Genomic DNA, 24172 nt, shown 5'->3' with positions numbered 1-24172 from the left:
CTATTGTTCCATTTGCTTGCCAAGGAAACCAGCAGCCGTCTCAGACATCTTCACTTCCATTTGAGACATCTTAACTGATTCGTCCTTATTGAACAAAATAACCGTTCCGATGGGGTCACCACCTGAAATAATCGGCGCAATAACAAAAGAGGATAACGTCTCGTCATGATCTTTGCTAAGCTCATAAGAACCATTGTTTGTTTCCAAAATGGTCTTTCTGTTTTCCATACAACCTTCCAACAGTTGACCCACCTGTTTGTCCAAATATTCTTTCTTGGAGCCTCCTGCCACCGTGATAATAGTATCACGGTCCGAAATCATCGTTACATGTCCTGTACTTTCATACAGGGATTCTGCATATTCTTTGGCAAAATCACCAAGTTCACCAATTGGCGAATATTTTTTAAGGATAACTTCTCCATCACGATCCACGAAAATTTCCAGTGGATCACCTTCACGAATACGTAACGTACGGCGGATTTCTTTTGGAATGACCACACGACCAAGGTCATCTATACGGCGGACAATACCAGTAGCTTTCATTTCACATGTTGCCCCACTTTCTCGAGAAGATTTTTCAACTACTGTTCCTTAATGGGTAGAGGAAAGTCCCAGAACGTTTAGTGTGATATCTTGACCATAGTATTCATCTGTTCCCATTTCCTTATACATGCTTCGGAGAATATAGTTGTGTAACTTTCGAAGAAGGCGACCATGTACCCATACGACTTGAATATATAAAAGAAGAAGCAAGAAGGAGGTCCTAAGTCCTCCCCTTGCTTCTCTGTATGGTTGTCCATATTTGCGTCATACAAAGCATTCATTCGGGCAAATTTAACCCCTGAACGTATGCTAACACAGCAATTTTACCAGCTTACTTGCTGCTTGTACCTTCATCTGTAGTTGCATCTTTGTCTGTTCCAGTCGTACCTTGGTCAGTCTTGGTATCCGTACCTGTGGAGTCATCCGTTTTTGGTTCGGTTGTTTTCTCTCCTTCAGTTCCTGTACCCGTAGTGCCTTCAGTTGTGCCTTCAGTCTTACCTTCTTCAGCTTTTTCTGTTTTTGGCAGTTTAACTTCTTTTACGATTTTGTCCAATTCATTTTGCATGAACGTATCGATTTCGGCTGCAGCCAATTGGCTCTTCAAACTTTCTTTTTGTTCAGCCGTCAATTTGGCAAAGTCAGCTTCTGTACGAGCTTCCACTTTCATGACGTGGTAACCGTACTCTGTCTCTACTGGATCACTGATTTTGTTCAGTGGCAATGTTTTTGCAGCTTCCTTAAATGCCTCTACCCAGCTGCCTACAGGTGTATTTTCATACAGTCCACCCTTTTCAGCAGAACCTGGATCTTCGGAATATTTTTTTGCAATTTCAGCAAAATCAGCTCCGCCATCCAACTTGGTTTTTACTTCTTTTGCAATTTTAAGTGCATCTTCTTTTTTACGTTCTTTTTGCGTTTTTGGATCTGTGAAGTTAATCAGCACGTGACGAACGGAAGCCGTAGTGAACTGATCTTTGTTTTTCTCAAACTCAGCCTTGATGGCATCTTCCGTAACGCCTGTTTCTTTGTCTTTGATTACCGTCATGATGCGAGTCATATAATCTTTAATGTTCTGGTCAGTCAGGTTCTGAGCTTTCAGCATCTCAGTCCATTGATCTGCCTGAACAGAAGCTTTCATTTTATCAAATTGCTCGGTTGCTGTTTTGGTACCTGCTGTTTTGGCTTCTTCACTTGCTTTGCCACTCAGATATTCATAAGCAACTTCCTGTTTCACCAGATACTCTTTGAAATCATCCATATCCATCATTTGTGCATACTCCGGATAAAGGAATTTCATGACACGTTGCTCCATGTCGAATTCATTGGCTGTAATGGTACCACCATCATACGTAGCGACTACAGCACTTGTATCCGTCGATTCAGGTGCTTTTGCTTCTTCCTTCTTGCCACATGCAGCAAGCAGTGATAAGGATAGTACTGCGACCATGCTCACAGACAGTACTTTTCCTACTTTTTTATACTTTGGTAACATCCTTTAGTTCCCCCTTTGATTTAAAAGCAGTTTTCATGGACTCCAGAATTTTCTCTACCAGCTCCATCAGTTGCTTATCCCCAAGCCCCTTGCCTTTAGCGTGAATCAGCATATGGGGTCCTTGTTCAAATTGTACACGTCTTTCGAACTGATTTCCAATGTGCGCGATTTTCGAGAGTTCAAAGGCATGTTCACGCCCTTCATAGAACTTCACGGTAATGTCCTCACCACGTTGGGAAATCGACTCAATACCGTAGATCTTGCCGTATACTTTCATCCGTGCAACAGCCAGCAGGTTGATAACGGCCTCCGGAAGATCACCGAATCGGTCAACCAATTCGTCTTCCAACTCCATCGCATCGTCGAAGGATGCAATGACCGCCACTTTTTTGTAGATCTCAATCTTCTGAATGCTGTCGTAGATATAATCGGACGGCAAGTAGGCATCGATACTGAGATCCAGAGTTGTGTTCCACTGGTCTGAAAGTACCGGCTCTTCGCCAAGCATCGTAACTTTGCGTTTGTTGATCTCCTCTGCGAGCATCTGGGAATACAGATCAAACCCGACGGAAGCGATGAAACCATGCTGCTCCGCTCCTAGCAGATTTCCCGCACCACGAATCGACAAGTCACGCATGGCGATTTTGAATCCTGAACCCAGTTCGGTAAATTCTTTGATTGATTGCAGACGTTTCTCAGCAACTTCAGTAAGGACTTTATCCCGTTGGTACGTAAAATAGGCATACGCAATACGATTGGAACGACCCACACGTCCGCGCAGCTGATACAGCTGGGAGAGTCCCATTTTATCCGCATCATGTACGATCAGTGTATTTACGTTCGGAATATCTACCCCGGTCTCGATGATACTTGTGCTCACAAGCACGTCATATTCACCATCCAGGAAGTCGAGAATCGTTTTCTCCAGCTCTGTTTCCGACATCTGACCATGTCCCACACCAACTTTGGCCTCAGGCACAAGTTCAGAAATTTCGGCAGCCATCTCCTGGATTCCCTGAACACGGTTGTAGAGGTAATACACTTGCCCACCACGGGCAAGTTCACGCTCAATCGCTTCGCGGACAAGCGCCTGGCTGTGTTCAACCACATAGGTCTGTACCGGGAACCGATTCTCTGGCGGAGTCTCGATAACGGACAGATCACGCACACCCAGCATGGACATATGAAGCGTACGCGGAATCGGCGTTGCCGTCAGCGTCAGCACGTCCACATTGGTTTTCAGCTTCTTCAGTTTTTCCTTATGAGTTACTCCGAAGCGCTGTTCTTCATCAACAATGAGTAGTCCCAGATCCTTGAACACCAGATCCTGCGACAGCAATCGATGCGTCCCGATGACAATATCCACTGTGCCTGCCTTGATGCCTTTGGCTGTTTCATTCTGCTCTTTACGGGAGCGGAACCGGCTAAGCACATGAATGTTGAACGGATAACCGGAGAAGCGCTCACGGAATGTCTCAAAATGCTGCTGTGCCAAAATGGTTGTTGGAACAAGTACAGCCACTTGTTTACCTTCAATAGCTGCCTTAAATGCAGCTCGAATAGCGACCTCAGTTTTGCCGTAACCAACATCCCCACACAATAAACGATCCATTGGACGGTTTTGTTCCATGTCCTTCTTGATTTCTTCAATCGCACGTACCTGATCACGCGTCTCATCGTAAGGGAACATGTCCTCAAACTCCTGCTGCTCCGCGGAATCCTTGTCGAATCCAAAACCTTTGGAGGTCTGACGCTCTGCATACAGCTTAATCAGATCATCAGCAATATCCTGTACGGATGTGCGGACTTTATTTTTAACCCGTGTCCACTCATTGCCGCCCAGCTTATATATTTTCGGTTCTTTCTCTTCGGAACCAACATATTTCTGAATCAGATCGATCTGCTCAATAGGTACAGACAGTTTGTCTCCACCCGCATAGAGAATATGCATGTAGTCCTTATGAATACCGCCAACCTCGAGCGTGCCGATCCCAAGGTACTTACCAATCCCGTGGTTCTGATGAACGACATAATCGCCCACTTTTAGCTCGCTATAGGATTTGATCCGTTCAGCATTATCTACATTCCGAATCGGTTTGCGTACTTTACGCTGTTTTTGCGAGAACATCTCGCCCTCGGTCACAACAGCCAAATGAATGGACGGCATTTCAAATCCCGTTTGCAAATTACCGATCATCATCTCTGGCTCTGGAATATCATAGTCCATCAGTACCCGGCGCATCCGCTCGAGTCGCTCTTCACCGTTCGCCAGCATGAGCACTTTGACTCCGGCCTTCTGCCAACGCTCCATCTCTGCCTTAAGTACGTTCATCTGTCCATGGAAATCCTGCATGCCACGACTGATGAAGTTCAGAATGTTTTGTGGTTGAGTGTGTGGAACTTGGCGCAAAAAGATCGACATAAACAGCGTCTGGAATGGACGCTCATACAAGAGTTCATCACCTTCTGCGGATAATGGAAGATCCGGAAGTGTTTTTCCGTTTTGCATCAAATGCAGGTTCCACTCCGATTCATCACGGTCCAGTTGTTTCGATGTCTCCGATAGTCTGGCAGGCTCATCTAGTACCAGCAGGGTATCTTCCGGCATATAGTCGTAGATCGTTTTGTTCTCCGGATAGAGCGGAGAAATATATTTGTACATTTCGGAGAAATACACGTGTTCCCGCAAAAGCTCGATCTCCCGGTGAATTTCTTCACGAAGACGCAGCTTCGCCTGCCGGTCCGTCATTTTCTCCAGCTGTTGCTCCAGCAAAAGAGCAGCCGCATCGGCAGCCTTTTCCATACGTTCACGATCTGCAATTAACTCCTTGCATGGTAAAACCGTAATTTCTTCAATCCGTTCAATCGAACGTTGATCTGCTGGATCAAATGTCCGAATGGAGTCGATCTCATCATCAAATAACTCCACCCGATATGCGATCGATGAAGTAACCGGATAGAAGTCGATGATACCTCCGCGTACACTCATCTCACCACGAGATTCCACGCGTTCCACACGCTCATATCCGAGCTTTACCATCTCCAGCAGGAAGGAGTCCAGTTGAAGTGTGTTGCCTTGTTTAATCAAAATTCGAGCATTGGCCATCACTTCCGGAAGCGGAACATAACGTCTTACCCCGGAAAAAGGAATAACAACAACGCCCCTGAATCCCTGGGCGCAGCGGACCAACACATCAATGCGCTGACCCAATGTTTCCGGGCTGGAAACAGCAGCTTCAGCAGCGACAAGTTCGTTGGCAGGATAGATCAACACCTGATCAGGTGAAAGCGCTTCCTGTAAATCTTCTGCAATTTTTTGAGCTGAAAACATATTATGTGTTACTACGAGCAATGGTCGGTTCATTTCCTGATGCAGAGCAGCCAGCATAATCTGACGCGCCGAGCCGGATAGACCCGAAACCAATTGTTCCTTCATGCCGGACTTGATTCCGGCTGTAATGGACCCGAAGTCCGGATCTTTGGAAAAAGCCTGTATAAGTGCTTGTAACAAAAGGGGCACCTCTCTTATAACTTACTTGATTATCTCACGCATACGCGTAGCATCACTATTAAAATGGATACAAATTCCTTTTTGTCCTGTTTCATCATATCGGATTACTCGCAACATTGCCACATCTGTTGATGCGGCTGAGCCTGATTTCGAGATAGCTATGGCTTTCATGCCAACTGAAAAGAAGCCTCAGCAGGCTGCCAAGGCTATAAAAGGTGGAGCGTTATTACGCAACCACCCTCAACTGTCATTCGATCCTGTGCAGGCGATGTCTACTGAAGCGGACTCGCGAGCAGGCTAAGCTCCGGATTATGCTCCAGGGCTTCCTTACAGTAATCACATGTAATCCGAACGGTAATGTCACCACCGGAATTATACGCTATTATATCCCTCCGCTCGTCGGGGGTCAAGAAATGAAAGCCGAGCTCTACTTCCGTTATCTGGGCAGAATCGATTCGTCCAATAAAGGTACGGCAATGCCTACATACGTAATTCACTGACATGTTTATGCCTCCTGAACATGGTTTATACATCCAGTATGTCCAGTATGGCTGAATCGAACCCGTCTTTTATGATCATTTTACCAAGTATGTCTTACAAAATTAACCGTTAAACTTCGCCATTGTTTGTTCGAACGTATGAGTCAAGCTATGCTCCAAGGCATCACACGTTTGCTCAATGGTCTGATCCAGGGCTTCTTTTTCTTTCTTCATGAATGTTGACAGTACATAATCAACAATGGCATGTCCTGGTTCGGGCCGGGATATTCCCATGCGTACCCGGTTAAACTGCTGTGTACCGGTATGCTGAATAATGGACTTGATTCCATTATGTCCGCCTGCACTACCTTGATAACGCAATCTGACTTTGCCAATCTCTGTATCCATGTCGTCATACACAACAATCAGATCTTCAAGACTAACTTTATAAAAATCCATATAGGCTCGAACCGATTCACCAGACAAGTTCATATAGGTCATTGGTTTGATCAGTACGGTTTTCACACCGCCAATATTGCCTTCTCCAATCAGCGCCTTACATTTATTCTGTGTAATGGAGATATTATGACGATTAGCCAACCGATCCAATGCCATAAAACCGATATTATGACGAGTTTTGGCATAGTTCGAGCCTGGATTTCCAAGTCCAACAATCCACTTCATCTTGTTCCCTCCTTCGGATTAGCCTGAGGTGAGGCATAGACTTCGAATGTTATATTTCATATAATATCAAGAAAGTAAAGATCGATTTACTGTAGTGTTCACAGTTAATATTTTATCGACCCAGGAAGGTGAGCGGGTTTTGCGCGAAGACAATGGACAACTGACTCAACATAGCGATTTTATCTATCATCTCGAATATCACGTACCTGTACAGGTATACGACCGCGACACCCATATTGAGATTGGTCTAATCACACGTTTCGATAATCAATTCGTCGAAATTGCTGACACGCTTTTTCATCGGCGTCGTTTCCGATTTATCTCCCGCCCCGGGTATTAACCATATAAGATGAACGAACCATTTTACACTGGATTACTGCGCGTGCAGAAACATCTTCCGATCGCTGTTAAGTCGAAGCATATGCTTCGAAGCAGCTTTCTTTCAGAAAGCTTTTAACTTCACTTCTTCAGTTCTTTTCTGCCCTCTCCATTATTGTGTAAATTAGTAGTTCAAATTATATGGACTGACCAGCGTCTGTTTCACTTTTAATAAAACGGCACGCCGACAGGGGTTACATTTTCCATTGAACCGGAAAACGTAACCCCTCTACTACTTTATGCAGACATCCTTATTCAATTTCAAACAGCTTGCTGATTGACAATTCCTCATGAACCCGGATAATCGCTTCTCCGAGCAAAGGCGCTACAGACAACACTTTGAGTTTGCTTGTCGGATTAGCATGCGTAATTGGAATGGTATCCGTTACGATGACTTCCTTCAACGGTGCATTCTCCAAACGTTCCATCGCAGGTCCGGACAATACCGGGTGAGTACAGCACGCGTATACTTCTTTTACGCCGCCTTCCATCAGAGCATTCGCTCCCAGTACAATCGTTCCCGCCGTGTCAATAATGTCATCGATCAGGATGGCTGTTTTACCCTCGATGTTACCGATAATGTTCATCACTTCGCTCACATTTGGCTCAGGACGACGTTTATCGATAATCGCCAGGGGCGCATTCAGGAAATCAGCCAGTTTACGTGCGCGCACTACGCCACCGTGATCAGGCGACACAACAACTGGATTTTCGATCTGTTTCGACCGGAAATATTGAGCCAGAATTGGCACGCCGAGCAAATGGTCAACCGGAATGTCGAAGAATCCCTGGATCTGCATTGCATGCAAGTCCATCGCGATGACACGGGTTGCACCCGCTTTTTCAATAAGGTTGGCAACCAGTTTCGCTGTAATCGGGTCACGCGAACGTGCCTTGCGATCCTGTCTTGCATAGCCATAGTAAGGAATAACGACGTTAATCGTCTTGGCAGATGCCCGTTTGAGTGCATCAATCATAACGAGCATTTCCATCAGGTTATCATTAACCGGCAAGCAAGTGGACTGCACGATATAAACGTGACAACCCCGAACACTCTCGGAGAGTTTCACTTGAATCTCGCCATCACTAAAGCTGGTTGTGTGAGATTCACCCATAGGGATCCCGATATAATCAGCAATTTGATGGGCAAGCTTGGGGTTAGAATTGCAAGTAAATATTTTTAATTTCGAATCAAAATAAGTCATAAAATAAAAACCCTCCGTGCTGGTTCATTGGAATCAATAAGCGTCTGCGACATGTCGGCACCTCCCCGATTTTCGGGAGGCAATCTTGTTATCAAAACCCCTTATTGGGGTTTGGCATTTTGTTTCTTGGCTTTGGCACGTCCGCGAATCTTCTCCGCATAACCAGGTTTATTCTCCTGACGTGGACGAGCAATGGCCAGATCATTCTCGGGAACGGAATGGGTAACGGTGGAGCCAGCAACCACATAAGCGCCTTTTCCTACCGTAATCGGTGCAATCAGATTGACGTTGCTGCCTACAAAAGCATCATCTTCAATCGTTGTCACAGCTTTATTATAACCATCATAATTGACAGTTATTGCCCCGCATCCAACATTTACGTTTTTCCCTACTTTGGCATCTCCAATATAGCTGAGATGAGATACTTTGGAACCTTCATCAATTGTAGCATTTTTCACTTCAACAAAGTCACCAATTTTTACGTTGCGACCCAGTTTAGTCCCTGGACGCAAATTAGCAAATGGACCAACCGTTGCATCAGAACCAACCTCGGCATTGGATACTACCGAATGTTTAATCGTAACTCCGTCCTGAATAACGCTGTCTTCCACATCTGCCTGAGGACCAATATGACATGCTTCACCAATGGAAGTTGTGCCTTTGAGAATCGTCCCCGGATACAAAACTGTATCTGATCCAATCGTAACATCCGCTCCGATATATGTCGATGACGGATCAATGATCGTAACACCGTTCAACATATGACGTGCGGCAAGACGTTCACGCATGAAGGCTTCGGCTTGCGAAAGTGCGAGTCGGTCATTAACCCCGATGGATTCTGCGATGTCATCCGACATGTAAGCTTCAACTACTTCTCCATCATTGCGGAAAATGCCAACTACGTCTGTGAGATAATACTCTCCCTGAGCGTTCTGGTTCGTCACTTTCTCCAGGGCAGCGAACAATTTTGCATTATCGAAACAGTATGTGCCCGTGTTAATCTCATTCACAGCATCTTCCTGCTCCGTGCAATCCTTCTGTTCCACAATCCGTTGTACAGATCCATCTTCTCCGCGAATAACGCGGCCATAACCTTTGGGATTGTCCAACTGAGCCGTAAGAACTGTCGCTGCTGCTCCGCTACTCTCATGGAGCTTCATCAGACCTTCCAACGTCTCACTGGTTACAAGCGGTGTATCTCCACAGACCACAATTGTAGAGCCTGTTTCGCCGCCAAGCAAAGATTTAACCTGCTTCACTGCATGACCTGTACCCAGTTGTTCTGCCTGGAGTGCATACTCTGCTCTGGAACCCAAAAATGACTGCACCGCTTCGGCACCATGACCGACTACAACTACACTGCGTTCAACGCCTGCGCTGAGTGCTGCATCCAGCACATGTCCAACCATAGGTTTACCGCATACGGGATGCAGTACTTTGTACAATTTTGATTTCATTCGTTTCCCTTGCCCTGCGGCAAGAACGATTGCCATTCGTTTCAAAATTAACGACCTCCTGTTCTGAAAATCCCATTGAAATGCATTGCTGATCCATATCCAATGAGTATCGTTCAGCCGGCTTCAAGCCGGTCCTGTTCATCGCCTGCTGTCTCTGTAATCACACGTAACAACGCGGACACCAACGAATCGTGACCTATATGTATACGCCGTGTACCTGCGAGCTTAACCGAATCCCAATGATTCCTAAGATGCCGCCCTGCCACCAAGCGCACGATGCGCTTTTTGTTCTCTGCTAATAAACTCAATACTGAATATATCTTATTCCGGTCAAAAAGAAAAGAGAGCCATAAGACATGGCTCTCTTTTCCTTCGAACCCCAATAATGTTCTCAGGCACCTTCTTCAATGACTTCTTCCTCAGTTGCTGCACGATCGTATTCAGTCAAAACTGCTGCCTGAATCTTCTCACGCGTACCGGAAGAGATCGGGTGGGCGATATCACGGAACTCTCCATCAGGAGTACGCTTGCTCGGCATAGCAACAAACATTCCGTTGTTACCATCAATGACACGAATGTCATGAACGACGAATTCGTTATCGATGGTAATGGATGCGATAGCCTTCATTCTCCCCTCCGAGTTAACACGGCGGAGTCTGACATCCGTAATTTGCATGTGTGTGTTCACCACCTTTTTCCATCAGAACTTGGTGTATAATTCCACACAGCATATACGAACTCCTTCTTTTTATAACCACAAAAATTTCCTAATTTCAGGAATTTTTTTATTTAATACACAATTCGACAACGTTAGTGCCAGGTCGATGGAAAAGACCTTTTAACGACATAACATTCGTCATCTTTCTACAGGTCAAAATAGTTGCCCGGCTTGACGGAAATCTGTCTGCTCTTGGCATCAACCGCTGTCAGTTTCGCCAGAGATACGTAATCTGTTAGCAGGCGTTCTTCTGAATCTACAGAACCAGATTCAACCAGTACCCCTACCCCGGCTACCGTAGCATTAAACTCGGCCAAAAGATCGATCATTCCTTGCACCGTACCCCCAGCCTTCATGAAGTCATCCACAATAAGTACTCTGGAGTGCTCACGCATCGCCCTGCGAGACAGGGACATGGTGTGCAGACTTTTATGGGACCCCGATACATAATTGATACTTACGGCCGATCCTTCTGTAGCCTGATGGTCCCTGCGTACGAGCACAACAGGCAGGTTGAGCTGGGCTCCGGTCGCATAAGCCAGTGGAATTCCCTTGGTTTCTACCGTCATAACCACATCAATATTCATGTTGCCAAAGGCCGTTGCAAAGATCTTGCCGGCTTCATTCATCAATGCGGGCTGTCCGAGCAGATCAGACATGTACAGGTATTCTCCAGGCAAGATCCGATCAGGCTGCGCGAGCTGGGTCGAGAGTCGCTCTGCAAAAGCCAATGCCAGCTCTCGGGACACCTTCGGAATCCATCTAACTCCCCCGGCTGCTCCAGCCAGTGTATTCAGTTCTCCTGACCCACCTTCTTCGAACACTTCCTTGATAATCGCCAAATCTTCACTAATCGAAGACTTCGCGGCTCCATAGCGTTCGGCAAATGTGGTGAGCGGAATAACCGTATGCGGTCTGGACAATAAGTATTGCGTCATTTCAACCAGCCTTGCGCTTCGTTTTAACTTCTTCACAGAGATCCATCCTCACGATCACGGAAACATCTAAATCCGAATAATTATTTAAAAATATACCACCTTTATACGTGTTTGTACATTATAAAAGCGAATTTTACGTCAACATACGTACAGCGTACACTTCTTTGCAGAAGCCGCGCAGACCATTGTATATCCGGGCAACCTTGGATTCTTTCGACACCAAACCAAATACCGTTGGACCACTGCCTGACATCAGCACACCGTCTGCACCCAGACGAATCATGGCATCCTTCAGATGCTGAACTTCCGGATACAGCTTCAACGTTACATCTTCAAGCACATTGCCCATCTGGTTACATACATCCGTAAATGATTGGTCACGAATAGCCTGCTCCATTTTCTTCGCACTCGGATGCCGAACAATCTTGTCACTACGAAACCGTCCGTATACATCGGCTGTAGACACATTAATAGGAGGCTTGGCCAGAATAACCCAGCATTGCGGCGGATTAGGCATGGGCGTCAATTTCTCACCACGTCCTGTAGCGAGCGCTGTCCCTCCTGTGATACAGAATGGAACATCCGAACCAAGTTCAGCTCCAAGCTCCTGTAGTTCGTGATCCGGTATATTGAGCCGCCAGAGACGGTTCAATCCGCGCAGAGTTGCTGCTGCATCACTGCTACCGCCTGCAAGTCCAGCTGCAACTGGAATCTTTTTGTCCAGATGAATATGAACTCCCGTGCGCACGTTATAGCGTTCCTTAATAAGCCGAGCTGCCTGGAAAGCCAGATTCTTCTCGTCGAGCGGGATATACCCCGCCTGACTGGAGATGAAAATAGTATCTCGCGGCAGCTCCGACATTTCCAGCCGATCAGCCAGATCGACCATGGTCATGATCATTTCAACTTCATGGAATCCATCGCTTCTTTTATGTAAAACGTCCAGCATCAAATTAATTTTAGCAGGCGCTTTTTCGTAAATTTTCAAGGCGTTCACCCGTCCTCACCTTTTCCCTAAGACAACTTAACATATTATATCAAAATGGGGCTGTCAAGTCATTTCTATTCCGCATCTAAGGGGAAAAAGCGGGGTAGTTCCTGATGGATTTCCCCCGCTTTTCTGTCAGCTTGAACCAGATTAAGATTTGCGGGCAGCCTGCTCAGCGAGTTGAATGGCTCTTTTCACCATGTTTCCTGCATCCTTGGCTTTGATTCCACCCCAGCCTTCCTGTTGGACCGTATCGTAGAAGCCCAGGTCTTTCGCAAGTTCATTCTTCAGATCCTCTGACATGACACTTCTTCTTCTGCGACTCATGAAACCATCCTCCTCCAAAGTATCCTTCATAATGTGATGAGTTCGTTCACGTTTTGGACATCTTGCCATCAGGCCAAATTCAGTTTCCCTGCATTGCTTCAGAAACTGAATCTTTACCCTGTCCATATAGTATGCCGCGACCGTTCCTTGCTCATTCCTGAGTATGTATGGGTTACGTTAGAGGGCGAATTGATTTTAAAAAAACAAAAAAGCGACCCGCCTTGTGGGGCGAATCGCCTGTAAATCGATACTTACGTCTCCATATAGGAGCTATGCGTCTGGCTGCCCGGGTCATAAACCATGACTTCCACCGACTCCGTAAGTATATCCGCATAACTATAAGAAACTCGCTTGAAGGTTTCTTGCTCCTCATCAAGCTTAACAATAAAAACAGAAGGGTACGTTTCTTCCAATACACCCGTACGCTCAATGGTCTTACGGCGGCCACCATTAGCCCGCAACATAATTTTCTGACCAATATGTGCATCGAGATTGCGTTTGATATCCAACAGCGTGTTTTTAGCCATTGTCGACGACCACCTCTTTTCTTGTCCATTATACCGGTTTTTACAGTCATTGTCAAATCAAAACTAATTATTATATCAGCATCAAAAAGTTGTTGTCAATGAATTTTTTTGCAAACAAAAAAAGCCCCAAATTGGGACTTTAAATGGCCTACATCAGACTGCCGAGGGGTTCACTTTTAGCGTAGATAAATCATTCAGCCCAGGCAGACCTACCCGGTAACTCCCCCGTGTCTCGACACCACCCACACCCTGGCTGCCACTGATGGTATTGTGCAGAACATCACTCATGTTGACCGTATCCCGCACAGAGGTAAAGGAGGCCTTGGCAGCCACATAGACCGGATCAAGTGCATGAATGAGAATTCTGCCTGGAGAACTGGCAAAGTTCGCTCCAGCGCGCAGCAGTGCCTCAAAATGGGACTGACAGGCCCCTGCCACAATAGTCAGTGCATCCAGATGGCGTTCATATTGTCTGGCCACCTGAATGGCCGACACAAAATTTTGCGAATTCTTGTAGCTACCAAGACTATATAAGTCATAGGGCTGACGTGTCTTTAGGACCCCATCATGACCCGTAATGACTACGATATCCGGACGTACTTTGGGTAATAAACGGTATAGGGTATCTGCCATTGCCGATTCATGGACATATTGTCCCTCTGCGGGCACGCGAAGTTGCTCATAGAGATCCATACTTTTTTTCAAATAGTTCGGATCTCCATCCAGATGAAGCACCTTTCCAGGCATCTCAAAATAAGCCGGTTCCTGCTGAGCAGACCAATCCTGTACCAGACCTTCCCGATTCCGCTCAGCCTGTTCCATACGATTCTGCTGCAGACGGGACAGGGTCTGATGTGCTTTAATATGCGCCTGTCTAGTCTTGGCGCTTTGTGGTTCGTAAGGAACCTGTATCAAATCATCCACCGGGGAATCGGCAATCAGCCGGAACTCAGTCCCTTTAATGACCGCAGCATCCAACTGGAGGCCTTCCACCCGAAAAGTCACATCGCCGCCGTATGACTTCCGAACGACCAAGTCTCCGATATTCATCAACGTAATCACCTCTACCCCATCGTATGGGCAGAGACCCGGTTTGGTTCATTCAAATTTTACAGCGCTGCACGTACCCCTGCTTCCCACATTACGGTGCTGAGTGTGGCATACTCTTGCAGACTCAACGTCTCTCCACGTCGGGACGGTTGAATACCTGCCTGCTCCAGCAGAATGTCTGCCTGTTCCCGGTTCTCCTTTGTGAAGAAACGTGCCTTCAAGTTGTTTGAGATTGTTTTTCTCCGTTGGGCAAAAGAAGCCTGTACCACTTCGAAGTAGTGTGCTTCATCCGGAATCTCCACTGGTGGTTGCTCACGCACTTTCAGCTTAATGACAGCTGATTCCACATTAGGTTGCGGAATGAAGACCGTAGGCGGCACAATACACACAAGCTCCGGCATACTGTAGTACTGAACTGCGATGCTCAGACTGCCGTAGTCTTTTGATCCTGGTGCAGCAGCCATGCGTTCAGCCACTTCTTTTTGGATCATGACAACAATACTGTCTACCGGCAGCTTCTCTTCCAACAGTTTCATCATGATTGGAGTCGTTACATAATAAGGCAGGTTAGCCACGACACTGACTTTGTCCACGGATGCAAAATCCGTATTAAACAATTCAGCCAGATCAAGCTTCAACACATCCCCATGATGAACACGTACATTCGAATAAGGCTGCATCACTTCTCCCAGGATTGGGATCAAGCGCTGATCAATCTCTACGGCTGTGACAGGACCTGCTACCCGAGCCAGTCGCTCCGTAAGGGCTCCAATACCCGGCCCGATCTCTAACGCGCCCTTGGACTCGTCCAGGTCGGCTGCATTAACGATTTTGTTCAGTATATTTTGATCGATCAGAAAGTTCTGACCCAGACTTTTCTTGAATGAGAATCCGTGTCTTTGAATAATCTCTTTGGTTCGTTTGGGCGTTGCAATTTCTATCGTCTCTTCCATATCCTTCATATGCTCACATTCCTTCACGTTCAATTTGCGCTAATGCTGTAGAGAACTCTTCCCGTGTAATCTGAAATACACTGAGACGTTTGTGGAACTGCTTACCGTTACAATAACCGATGCCCAGCAGATTGCCCATCTCCATGCGACGTGCAGCAGCCTGCGGATGCACGATAAGTCCTGCCGCGATCAGGTCCTCCCAATCGATCAGGCTCGGAGCACCTTCGTATGAAGTATGTACGCGCGCCAGAGCATGACGGATCGCTTCAGGTGAGGCATTCTCCACCCCAATGTCCCCTTTACGCGTTGCATCGGCTTCCGGAATGAAGGCATGTTTGCAGCCAGGCACCTTGTTTGCAATAATTTTACGAATGCGTTCGCCAGCATGATCCGGATCTGTCAGTACAATGACTCCCCGTCTCTCCTGAGCAAGCGCAATTCGCTTCAGAATGCGTTGGTTGATTGCTGATCCACCTGTTTCTATTGTATCGGCTTCAACGGCCCGACGGATAGCTACCGTATCGTCACGGCCTTCCACCACAATGACTTCTTTTATCATGTTCCATTTCTTCCTTTCTAACGCAAAAAGAAGAGGAATATCCTCTTCTCTGCCAAACGGCGGGGGAGACTGAATTCAGACTCCTCCGCCGCATATTCCGCATGAACCATTCATGCAACTATTTTATAGCATTCCCATTTCAAAGTAAAACGATTTTAGTTCGCTTCCGGCTTCACCGGACCGATCACGTAGACCGTCTTGCCTTTCTTACGTCCAAAATTCAGGGCATGCTTCACACTGTCATAATATACATCAATTTTGTTGCCTTTAATGGCACCGCCTGTATCTTCTGCACGACGGAATCCCAGACCTTCGATATATACCCACCAGCCAATTGGAATGACTTTGGGATCAACCGCAATGGTGCGACCTTCCGTTACACGAGTACCGGAAGCTGTTTTTGTACCAATGCCAGGCTCTTCGGAAGAGTAGGCAGTCATGGATACATTTTTAAGTACTTTGGAGTATTTAAAAGAAGTCCCGGATACGGTAATCACTTTGCTGCCCGAGGCAGATGTTTTCTTCGAGTTCGTTGTTGTAGCCTTTTTGGTTGTTGAAGTTTGAGCCGATACGGTCTGAATCTCAGGTTCTTTCACGACCGGTTTTGCTTTGGTGCCGACAGCGATCACTTTATCTACACGATTATTCGCGACAGATTTGCCGACCATTTTTTTGGAGACCAATTCTCCATCCTGAAATACCTTTTCGATATGCTGTACAAGTGTGCCTTCTTTGCCGTTTACAACGACACGGTTATCCCCTTTGTACAAGCTAGGGTCAGCCGTTTTAATAACTTTGTAAGCGATCGGTTGCTCTACTTCCACTGTACGCTTTGTTACGCGCACTACACGGATCTTCATCTCCGCTTTGATCGCAGTTCCGAGCGCCGGATACACTTTATCATTACTTTCAACTTGAATACCTGATTTTTGAATTGCATCTTCTACCGATGAATCGGTTGTATACAGAGTCTTGGTGTCTCCGTCTGCCGTAATGTTAACTGGAACGGCCCGCTCAATAACGATTCGGTCTCCATCTGTAATCGCCCCATTCATGGACATGGATACCTTATCGTGAGGGCTGACTGTGATCGACTGCTCCTCCAGCATTTCCTGAAGCATTCCTGTACGAGTCTCTACCACCTGAGCTTTGCCATCAATAACCAGCGAAATTTGTTTCCCGGCCTGACCGTAAACGACTAACAAGATCATGATTGTAAGCGCAATTGAGAAAATCGCGATCAATGCCATTTGACGCATGTTCTCATGCTTCCACCGCAACGCGAAAGACTTACTGGATGATCGTGACTCATGGGTCTCTTCTGGTTGGAATGTGCCCACTTCTCCGTCCTCCTTCATAGCCTCGCCGTCTAAAGTAATGCATGATGTCTTTGACGTGACTATACCAAATTTTCTACAGAACACAGATTGGACCAACATAATCCGGTTCTGCACCATGAATCAATCTTCGCAACATGATGTCATCCTCCTGAATACCTACCGTATGATGACAATATTTCTTTTATTCAAAAACAAAAAAGCCAAAGAAAGAGTGTAAGAGGAACTCTTTCGTGGCTTCCGAATGATTTTGAATATCGGAAATTCATGCACGAGGTTGCCTCTCTTTTTCCGCTTGCGAGGTTAGCTGTCGGGTTCGGGCGAAAGAGAGCCGCCCTATCTTGGGTCACCCGCTCATGGCGGACGCCCTTGAATTCACCCCGAGACCCAAAGAAGAAATCAAATACGGCTTCGCAGTTCCCTTCGCTGCTTTTGGGTCAGCGAACGTTGCGCATCGGCCAAATACACCGATGTTTAAGCCCTATTGGTTCCCCCGCTCTCCGTTAACGGAGACTCAGCGAGACTGATTCATGAAAGTAATGTTGTTTCATCGGAAAGTGTCCCTTTGTTCATCCCCCGAACATCTGTCCAATTTTCCGCACAACAATTCACTGAAAAGATGATATCCTGTTTTGATGCATGTTGTAAAGCGTTGATCAAGTACGTTTTTCTGAATATTTGGTTAAAATATTGTAATATTCTTGATTTATTTGGATCAAAGGGCAAATTAACTCCGCTTACCTGCCTTTTTCACCTCATTTACTCGTTTTTTTAACGAATTCCAAATCGTTCCATGGCATTTTTGGTTGTTATTGCAGCAATTTCCTCCACCGAAATGCCTTTAATTTCCGCAGCTGCCTCTGCAACCAGACGTACATGCGCTGTCTCATTTCGCTTCCCACGATAAGGGTGAGGTGTCAAATATGGAGCATCTGTTTCAATGAAAAACCGGTCCATAGGAACCTTCTCCAGCACCTCTTTGGGCTGCTTTGCATTTTTGAATGTGATTGGTCCTCCGAAGGAGAGATGGAAGCCCATATCGAGACAATTTTTTGCCGTTTCCCAGCTGCCTGAGAAGGAGTGCATCACACCACCAACCTCACCAGCTTTCTCTTCACGCAAAATTCTTATAATATCCTCATGTGCATCCCGATTATGGATGACAATCGGCATCTTCACTTCACGCGCCAAAGCAATTTGTTGTCGTAATACGCGATGCTGTATTTCCTTTGGTGAAGTGTCCCAGTGATAATCCAATCCAATCTCACCAATCGCAACCACTTTTTCATGCTTGCATAAAGATGCAATCCACTCCAAATCGCCCTCCTGCATTGTGATCGCATCTACGGGATGCCACCCTACAGCTGCATATATAAAATCATATGTTTCAGCGAGTTTCATTGTGGTTGGAATCGTCTCCCGGTTAAAGCCAATGTTGATCATGCGACCAACTCCTGCATCCACAGCACGCTGAATCATGTCCTCGCGGTCCTCGTCGAATTGTGGTGCATCCAGATGTGTATGTGTGTCGAACAGCATCATGTCTGTATCTCCCTTCATGTCGAAATAACGACTATCTTCTTTTTGAAAATTCAATTTGTAAAATCCAATAATTTAATGACTCGTACATAAAACATTTTGGGTAATCTGTGTATTACATCATCACGTTTGTTTCTTCACAACTACAATATATAGAAGATATACAGATATTCTGATCTATATATTGCTGATTAGGCTCATTCTACCAACTTGCATTTACAAAATTATGTCGATCTACATATACTCCCCATTAAAGCAGATTACTGTATCATGGAAAATAGCTCTTTTGGAAAGTGTTTTGATATCAAAATTCTTCATCGGATTATACCCACACGATTACAAGAAATAGGGGCGTATATGTGACGGTAATTCGTGAATAATCGCATCCACCTTGTTTTGCGGGTAATACAAATGATGTTTCCCTCGGTGAAGCCCACTGATGGAACGGACAATGTCAGATACTTCTGACAACTCACGTAAATTGTCCTGTCGATCCAGAAGAAGAATCTGCTTATCTGTGGATTCATCCGGACGAAACACATCATACGGATTATCCGAAGGAAAATCAATTTCAAGATCATATTCGGGATCGAGGCCAGCCTGTACAAAAGCTTCCCGAATCTCTTCCATCATTGTCAAGTCGACCTGTTCAAGCTCTACATACTTATATAACTTGCGATCCATAAAACGTTCGCATAACTCACTCAGAACAGTATCGTCCTCCTTGCGCCACTGCGTAAATGCCGTCTGAATTAATGCTTCATCCAACTGCAAATATTCATCTACGGATAATTCCCCTTCAAATAGTTGAGGGAGTGGATCAATCATGAAGCGGAATTGAAAACCATGTTGTATGAGTGTTTTCGCTCGCTTGAATATTTGCCGCAATATAATTTCAGAACTACGAGTTACCGGATGGAAGTAAATCTGCCAATACATCTGATACCGAGACATTAGGTAATCCTCCACAGCATGCATGCCTGACTCCTTGACTACAATCCGCCCATGATAAGGACGCAGCATCCGAAGGATACGATCAAGGTCAATCGTGCCGTAATTTACACCTGTAAAATAGGCATCCCTGAGCAAATAATCCATTCGGTCTGCATCAAGCGGACTGGTCACCAAGTTCACAACAATCGGCTTTTCATACGTTTTTTGAATGACAGATGCTACTTTCTCAGGAAAATCAGGAGCATACCGTCTTAAGATCGCCCCTACTTCGGTATCACCTGTAATGATGCGACAAGTCCAATCTTCGTGATTCATGTCAAAAGCTTCCTCGATGGAGTGAGAGAATGGCCCATGCCCGAGATCATGAAGCAGAGCTGCACACAGAGCTACAATCTTTTCTTCCTTCGGCCAATCCGAATAATGACTTCTTTCAAATTGAGAGATGATCTTGCGTGTGATCTCATAAACACCTAGTGAATGTGAGAACCGACTATGCTCTGCTCCGTGAAAGGTAAGGTAAGAAGTACCCAGCTGACGAATCCGGCGTAAACGCTGAAATTCCGGGGTGTTAATTAACTGCCATATAACCGGATCTTGCACGTGGATATAATTATGTACCGGATCTTTGAATACTTTCTCTTCCGTTAAACGTTGTTCCATGTCGACTCACTCCTTTAATTTCTTTTATATTAACGCTTTGAGCTCTACGATTCACCTAGGATTCGACACAACATGACGAACTTTGTCGAATGAAGTAGTTTTGTCGTTTTCCAAATCGACAAAGCTGACATTGAGGTTTAAATGCGAAAAACAGCTTCCAATCCCTTACCACCCGTAACCTTGTGAAAAACAGCCTTAATTTTAAGCTAATTTTAAGGTTGACTGATTTGGGAATCGTTGGTATGATGAGTATCATAAAACATAAAATAATGTCGAATAATGACAATGATAGTTAGCTGAGAGGAGCACTGATTATAATGATGAAATCAACAGGTATTGTAAGAAAAGTGGACGAACTGGGACGGGTAGTTATTCCAATTGAATTGCGCCGTACGCTCGGTATTGGTGAAAAAGATGCTCTGGAAATCTACGTTGACGGCGAGCGCATCATGTTGAAAAAATACGAGCCTGCTTGTATCTTCTGTGGTAATGCAGAGAACGTTACTTACTTCAAAGGTAAAATTGTTTGTAACGAATGTATTTCCGAAATCCCTGCACCTGTAGCAAAATAAAAAATACAGGTATACTGGACTTATCTAAATTGTTATTTCTAACCTTTTTAATATTCCTTAATGACCTTCCCGGTGTGAACCCCACCGAGGAAGGTATTTTTTTGCCTTGTTATGGGTTCCATTATCCAAAATAATTCTGTCACACGAGAACCGGAAGAAACGATGAAATTTTTTTGAGTCACTCTGCTCTTTTTAATATTCCACTAAGGTTGGTTATAAGCTTCTTTTCAGGTTATGTTCCCCACAACAGAAGATATTTGGTTAGATTACTGCTCAATTAATGCATTATATACATCACGCTTCGTCAGACCGCGATCAGTAGCCGTTTTTTTCATTGCATCTTTGCGGTTATGTCCTTCATCCTCATAATGGCTGACATGATCCGCGAGTGACATGAGCTGCCACCATGCTTCGCGCTCAGCCTTACGCTCCTCTTCCTTAATGCCTTCTACCAGCAAACAGTACTCGCCAAGAGGCGGATGTTCTTCAAGCCAGTCTATACATTCCTTCACGGTGCCCCTTGCGAATTCCTCATGACGCTTGGTTAGTTCACGAGCCAGGACAATCGAACGATCACCCAGAATCTCTTCGAGGTGGACTAATGTTTTCCGAATACGGTGAGGCGATTCATAGAATAACAAAGTCCCGTTGGATTCGTCAAAAGCCTCCAGCACTTTTCGCATGTCCTTTTTCTCCCGCGGCAAAAAACCGCCGAATGTAAAACGCTCCGTCGGTAATCCGGACACGATCAGAGCAGACAACGCAGCGTTGGGTCCAGGGATGGGAATGACCGTTATTCCGGCCTCCAGTGCAAGCTGTACAAGGTCAGAACCAGGGTCCGAAATGGCTGGCAAACCGGCATCACTGACGAGTGCCAAATTTTTTCCTTCTATTATATAGCGTATCAGTTCAGGTCCACTCGCCCCCTTATTATGCTCATGATAACTAAACAGCATCGAAGGTGTAATTTCAAAATGCGTAAGCAGCTTTCGGGTCTGGCGTGTATCTTCTGCTGCAATGATGTCGCAACTCTGCAATGTCTTGATCGCCCGGAAGGTCATGTCCTCCAGATTACCAATGGGTGTTCCAACCAGATATAGCTTGCCTGATCCTTCAGGCTGCTCCGCATAGCTTTTTTGAATATGCAAAGTCATCTAAAGCCCTCCTTTCGTAGTACGCTCAGCATGTTGCTGACCATAGTAAATATCCATAATCTCTTCGCAGTATGTCCCCTCTTCATTGTAGACAATGAGTGGAGGAAGCATCCTAACTTCGGGTTTACCATCTTTCATTCCTTCAATTAATACCATGTTGGCTTCCAAATGAGCACGGGGATGCACCATCCGAATCCGTTTGGGTTCCAGCTTATATTCGCGCATGAGCGAGATAATCTCTGCAAGGCGTTGTGGACGATGAACCATCGATACTTTTCCGCCATTACGAACAAGTCGACTGCAAGCCTGAATTACTTCTTCCAGCGTACATCCGATCTCATGACGTGCCATGGCCTGATGTGTGTTCATTTTAAGATCACTGCCATTCAAAGGCATGTATGGAGGATTAACCGTTATTGCATCGTATACAGCATGTCCTGTTTCTTTCACCAATTCTCGCAAATCACCTTCACGAATCATAATCGACTCGTCCAGTTCATTCAATTGCACACTTCGACGCGCCATATCAGCCAAACGTGGCTGAATCTCGATCCCTTCCAGATTGGCCTGCGTACGCGTTGTAAGCAAAATGGGAACCACCCCGTTACCCGTACACAAATCAAGTACACGCCCCCGTTTAGGTACGGAAGCAAACCGGGCTAATAATACGGCATCCATCGAAAAACTAAACACTTCATCACTTTGAATGATTCTCAGATCATGAGAGAGCAGATCATCAATCCGCTCTGACTCATGTAACACAACTTCATTTGCTTTCATATGTTACGCTCATCCTCCGGTACTCTATATCTCATGTTCGTTTAGTTTAGGTTTATAACCTTGAAAAAAAACCGTAGGGGATCCCTACGGTCACTTCATTTATTCAAAAAAGACAGGCAGAACAGACAATCGCCTTCCGTCCGCAAATGTCCATAATAGACGTTGCAGATATGGAAGCCTTCGTGATACAACCGAGCCAGATTATCATACCCTTCACCCACAACATCCTCGCCTGTAGCCGGACCTGCTGGCCTTGCTACAGGAGCGAGTGCTGAGGAGATTGGCAGATCTGCCGGAGCCTCACGTTTGAGCAGTTTACGTAACTGCTCATTCTCGATGGTAAGCCGCTGATTATCCTCAAGCAGCTCCTTCACAATCATTTTTAACTCTCCTAAATCACCGTGCAACTGACCCAGTTGGGTTTCCATTTCATGAATGTGCGTAAACAGATTTTTCTTTTCCAAGTTTCCACCCCGAAGCAACCTTTATGGTTTACTTGATAACGACGTCATCCAGCGGAAGTTCTTTGACTTTACTGATGTCGAACAGTTGAACATGGACTGTGCGGCTACCGGCATTAATTCCGACAACTTTTCCTTCACCCAATGAGGTGACGACCAATTTGCCTACAGCTGGCAGTTCTTCTCTCACACTTTCATAGTTATCATGCTCAAATTTCAGACAGCACATGAGTCTTCCGCACAACCCTGAAATTTTCGTCGGATTCAGTGACAGGCTCTGATCTTTAGCCATCTTGATTGATACCGGCTCAAAGTCTCCCAGCCAGGAAGAACAACACAACACACGGCCGCAAGGTCCGATTCCGCCAAGCATCTTCGCTTCATCACGTACACCAATCTGTCTCAGCTCGATTCGTGTCCGGAATATGCTTGCCAGATCCTTGACCAGCTCCCGGAAATCAACTCTTCCTTCAGCTGTAAAATAAAATATAATTTTATTGCGATCAAACGTAAATTCCACATCGACCAGCTTCATTTTGAGGCCATGGTCTTTGATTTTATTTAAACAAGTACCGAATGCTTCTTTGGCTGCACGCTTGTTCTCATCAACCACACGAGCATCTGTCTCGCCCGCAACGCGGATGACTTTCTTCAGCGGCAACACCACATCGGACTCGCCCACTTCCTTCTTACCTACGACAACCTTACCGTACTCAACCCCCCGCGCTGTCTCCACGATAACGCAGTTTTCTTTCTCAATGGGAAGGTCCAGGGGATCGAAGTAATAAATTTTGCCCGCTTTTTTGAAACGGACACCCACTACACTGTACAAAAAATTAACCCCCTTGTAAGCCAACCCCACTTCGTCTGAAGCCCTGTCTTCTTAGGGAACCGGCCGAAGTTATA

25 protein-coding genes and 1 riboswitch are annotated in these 24172 nt (G+C 45.7%); of the genes, 2 read left to right on the top strand and 23 right to left on the bottom strand.

What is annotated here, in order from left to right; all coding sequences use genetic code 11:
• The 5 genes from spoVT to pth all read right to left on the bottom strand — a co-directional run bounded on the left by spoVT (position 1) and on the right by pth (position 6709).
• Entirely contained in the window at positions 1-543 is a 543-nt protein-coding gene (spoVT, locus tag MKZ13_RS00235) for a stage V sporulation protein T (protein ID WP_036606123.1), read from the bottom strand.
• 331 nt (positions 544-874) lie between these two features.
• Entirely contained in the window at positions 875-2035 is a 1161-nt protein-coding gene (locus tag MKZ13_RS00230; RefSeq protein WP_221825827.1) for a peptidylprolyl isomerase, read from the bottom strand.
• Positions 2019-5546: a transcription-repair coupling factor gene (gene mfd, locus MKZ13_RS00225; RefSeq protein WP_339180986.1), complete on the bottom strand. Its 3528-nt coding sequence runs from the start codon at positions 5544-5546 to the stop codon at positions 2019-2021. Before mfd ends, MKZ13_RS00230 begins: the two co-directional genes overlap by 17 nt.
• Before the next feature lie 272 nt (positions 5547-5818).
• Positions 5819-6049 carry an anti-sigma-F factor Fin family protein gene (locus tag MKZ13_RS00220; RefSeq protein ID WP_210110415.1) on the bottom strand — a complete coding sequence of 77 codons (231 nt, stop codon included), beginning with the start codon at positions 6047-6049 and terminating at the stop codon, positions 5819-5821.
• Positions 6050-6148: 99 nt separating this feature from the next.
• Positions 6149-6709 carry an aminoacyl-tRNA hydrolase gene (pth, locus tag MKZ13_RS00215; RefSeq protein ID WP_221825843.1) on the bottom strand — a complete coding sequence of 187 codons (561 nt, stop codon included), beginning with the start codon at positions 6707-6709 and terminating at the stop codon, positions 6149-6151.
• 139 nt (positions 6710-6848) lie between these two features.
• Here pth and MKZ13_RS00210 point away from each other — a divergent pair, with 139 nt between their 5' ends.
• Positions 6849-7049: a hypothetical protein gene (locus MKZ13_RS00210; protein WP_024633712.1), complete on the top strand. Its 201-nt coding sequence runs from the start codon at positions 6849-6851 to the stop codon at positions 7047-7049.
• Between the two features lie 289 nt (positions 7050-7338).
• On the opposite strand, the gene MKZ13_RS00205 is transcribed toward MKZ13_RS00210, so the two are convergent.
• The 14 genes from MKZ13_RS00205 to MKZ13_RS00140 all read right to left on the bottom strand — a co-directional run bounded on the left by MKZ13_RS00205 (position 7339) and on the right by MKZ13_RS00140 (position 20299).
• Positions 7339-8292 (bottom strand): ribose-phosphate diphosphokinase, encoded by a 954-nt coding sequence (locus MKZ13_RS00205; protein ID WP_017691370.1) that lies wholly within the window; start codon positions 8290-8292, stop codon positions 7339-7341.
• A 101-nt stretch (positions 8293-8393) separates the two neighbouring features.
• The gene (gene glmU / locus MKZ13_RS00200) at positions 8394-9794 is read right to left on the bottom strand and encodes a bifunctional UDP-N-acetylglucosamine diphosphorylase/glucosamine-1-phosphate N-acetyltransferase GlmU (protein ID WP_339180982.1); all 1401 of its coding nucleotides are present in this window, start codon (positions 9792-9794) and stop codon (positions 8394-8396) included.
• Positions 9795-9862: 68 nt separating this feature from the next.
• Positions 9863-10057 (bottom strand): hypothetical protein, encoded by a 195-nt coding sequence (locus MKZ13_RS00195; RefSeq protein ID WP_124118801.1) that lies wholly within the window; start codon positions 10055-10057, stop codon positions 9863-9865.
• 83 nt (positions 10058-10140) lie between these two features.
• Positions 10141-10425: a septation regulator SpoVG gene (spoVG, locus tag MKZ13_RS00190; RefSeq protein WP_017691372.1), complete on the bottom strand. Its 285-nt coding sequence runs from the start codon at positions 10423-10425 to the stop codon at positions 10141-10143.
• Positions 10426-10613: 188 nt separating this feature from the next.
• Positions 10614-11441, bottom strand: coding sequence for a pur operon repressor (gene purR, locus MKZ13_RS00185; protein WP_076216765.1), 828 nt, complete (start codon positions 11439-11441; stop codon positions 10614-10616).
• 97 nt (positions 11442-11538) lie between these two features.
• Complete coding sequence (ispE, locus tag MKZ13_RS00180; protein WP_339180979.1) at positions 11539-12393, bottom strand: 4-(cytidine 5'-diphospho)-2-C-methyl-D-erythritol kinase; 855 nt, start codon at positions 12391-12393, stop codon at positions 11539-11541.
• Between the two features lie 150 nt (positions 12394-12543).
• Complete coding sequence (locus tag MKZ13_RS00175; protein ID WP_017691375.1) at positions 12544-12720, bottom strand: small, acid-soluble spore protein, alpha/beta type; 177 nt, start codon at positions 12718-12720, stop codon at positions 12544-12546.
• A gap of 251 nt (positions 12721-12971) precedes the next feature.
• Positions 12972-13247, bottom strand: coding sequence for a Veg family protein (locus MKZ13_RS00170; protein WP_017691376.1), 276 nt, complete (start codon positions 13245-13247; stop codon positions 12972-12974).
• A gap of 153 nt (positions 13248-13400) precedes the next feature.
• On the bottom strand, positions 13401-14297 hold the full coding sequence (gene yabG, locus MKZ13_RS00165; protein WP_017691377.1) for a sporulation peptidase YabG: 897 nt from the start codon (positions 14295-14297) through the stop codon (positions 13401-13403).
• A 59-nt stretch (positions 14298-14356) separates the two neighbouring features.
• Entirely contained in the window at positions 14357-15259 is a 903-nt protein-coding gene (gene rsmA / locus MKZ13_RS00160; RefSeq protein ID WP_272907837.1) for a 16S rRNA (adenine(1518)-N(6)/adenine(1519)-N(6))-dimethyltransferase RsmA, read from the bottom strand.
• 4 nt (positions 15260-15263) lie between these two features.
• On the bottom strand, positions 15264-15809 hold the full coding sequence (gene rnmV, locus MKZ13_RS00155; protein WP_076216767.1) for a ribonuclease M5: 546 nt from the start codon (positions 15807-15809) through the stop codon (positions 15264-15266).
• A 155-nt stretch (positions 15810-15964) separates the two neighbouring features.
• On the bottom strand, positions 15965-17149 hold the full coding sequence (locus MKZ13_RS00150; RefSeq protein ID WP_339180974.1) for a ubiquitin-like domain-containing protein: 1185 nt from the start codon (positions 17147-17149) through the stop codon (positions 15965-15967).
• 273 nt (positions 17150-17422) lie between these two features.
• Positions 17423-17676, bottom strand: a riboswitch (cyclic di-AMP (ydaO/yuaA leader).
• A gap of 241 nt (positions 17677-17917) precedes the next feature.
• Positions 17918-18688, bottom strand: a complete 771-nt coding sequence (locus MKZ13_RS00145; RefSeq protein ID WP_339185273.1) for a TatD family hydrolase — start codon at positions 18686-18688, stop codon at positions 17918-17920.
• 333 nt (positions 18689-19021) lie between these two features.
• Positions 19022-20299, bottom strand: coding sequence for an HD domain-containing protein (locus tag MKZ13_RS00140; RefSeq protein ID WP_237178564.1), 1278 nt, complete (start codon positions 20297-20299; stop codon positions 19022-19024).
• A 317-nt stretch (positions 20300-20616) separates the two neighbouring features.
• On the opposite strand from MKZ13_RS00140, the gene MKZ13_RS00135 reads away from it, so the two are divergent.
• Entirely contained in the window at positions 20617-20871 is a 255-nt protein-coding gene (locus tag MKZ13_RS00135) for an AbrB/MazE/SpoVT family DNA-binding domain-containing protein (protein ID WP_017691383.1), read from the top strand.
• 266 nt (positions 20872-21137) lie between these two features.
• On the opposite strand, the gene rsmI is transcribed toward MKZ13_RS00135, so the two are convergent.
• From rsmI to MKZ13_RS00115, 4 genes are all read right to left on the bottom strand, one after another.
• Complete coding sequence (rsmI, locus tag MKZ13_RS00130) at positions 21138-22025, bottom strand: 16S rRNA (cytidine(1402)-2'-O)-methyltransferase (RefSeq protein WP_221825848.1); 888 nt, start codon at positions 22023-22025, stop codon at positions 21138-21140.
• Entirely contained in the window at positions 22026-22805 is a 780-nt protein-coding gene (locus MKZ13_RS00125) for a tRNA1(Val) (adenine(37)-N6)-methyltransferase (RefSeq protein WP_237178562.1), read from the bottom strand.
• 95 nt (positions 22806-22900) lie between these two features.
• The gene (gene yabA, locus MKZ13_RS00120; protein ID WP_017691386.1) at positions 22901-23269 is read right to left on the bottom strand and encodes a DNA replication initiation control protein YabA; all 369 of its coding nucleotides are present in this window, start codon (positions 23267-23269) and stop codon (positions 22901-22903) included.
• 28 nt (positions 23270-23297) lie between these two features.
• The gene (locus tag MKZ13_RS00115) at positions 23298-24098 is read right to left on the bottom strand and encodes a stage 0 sporulation family protein (protein ID WP_053778939.1); all 801 of its coding nucleotides are present in this window, start codon (positions 24096-24098) and stop codon (positions 23298-23300) included.
• Positions 24099-24172: the final 74 nt, after the last annotated feature.

Source organism: Paenibacillus sp. FSL R5-0701 (assembly GCF_037973995.1).
Classification (GTDB): Bacteria; Bacillota; Bacilli; order Paenibacillales; family Paenibacillaceae; genus Paenibacillus.
The sequence above is the reverse complement of the archived record's forward strand: the minus strand, read 5'-3'. Positions and strand labels throughout refer to the sequence as shown.

Coding starts and splice junctions, on each gene's coding strand:
- spoVT (WP_036606123.1), bottom strand. CDS start 543: ATGAAAGCTACTGGTATTGTCCGCCGTATAGATGACCTTGGTCGTGTG.
- MKZ13_RS00230 (WP_221825827.1), bottom strand. CDS start 2,035: ATGTTACCAAAGTATAAAAAAGTAGGAAAAGTACTGTCTGTGAGCATG.
- MKZ13_RS00220 (WP_210110415.1), bottom strand. CDS start 6,049: ATGTCAGTGAATTACGTATGTAGGCATTGCCGTACCTTTATTGGACGA.
- pth (WP_221825843.1), bottom strand. CDS start 6,709: ATGAAGTGGATTGTTGGACTTGGAAATCCAGGCTCGAACTATGCCAAA.
- MKZ13_RS00205 (WP_017691370.1), bottom strand. CDS start 8,292: ATGACTTATTTTGATTCGAAATTAAAAATATTTACTTGCAATTCTAAC.
- spoVG (WP_017691372.1), bottom strand. CDS start 10,425: ATGCAAATTACGGATGTCAGACTCCGCCGTGTTAACTCGGAGGGGAGA.
- MKZ13_RS00175 (WP_017691375.1), bottom strand. CDS start 12,720: ATGAGTCGCAGAAGAAGAAGTGTCATGTCAGAGGATCTGAAGAATGAA.
- MKZ13_RS00170 (WP_017691376.1), bottom strand. CDS start 13,247: ATGGCTAAAAACACGCTGTTGGATATCAAACGCAATCTCGATGCACAT.
- yabG (WP_017691377.1), bottom strand. CDS start 14,297: ATGAATATCGGAGACTTGGTCGTTCGGAAGTCATACGGCGGCGATGTG.
- rsmA (WP_272907837.1), bottom strand. CDS start 15,259: ATGAAGGATATGGAAGAGACGATAGAAATTGCAACGCCCAAACGAACC.
- rnmV (WP_076216767.1), bottom strand. CDS start 15,809: ATGATAAAAGAAGTCATTGTGGTGGAAGGCCGTGACGATACGGTAGCT.
- MKZ13_RS00145 (WP_339185273.1), bottom strand. CDS start 18,688: ATGATGCTGTTCGACACACATACACATCTGGATGCACCACAATTCGAC.
- MKZ13_RS00140 (WP_237178564.1), bottom strand. CDS start 20,299: ATGGAACAACGTTTAACGGAAGAGAAAGTATTCAAAGATCCGGTACAT.
- MKZ13_RS00135 (WP_017691383.1), top strand. CDS start 20,617: ATGATGAAATCAACAGGTATTGTAAGAAAAGTGGACGAACTGGGACGG.
- rsmI (WP_221825848.1), bottom strand. CDS start 22,025: ATGACTTTGCATATTCAAAAAAGCTATGCGGAGCAGCCTGAAGGATCA.
- MKZ13_RS00125 (WP_237178562.1), bottom strand. CDS start 22,805: ATGAAAGCAAATGAAGTTGTGTTACATGAGTCAGAGCGGATTGATGAT.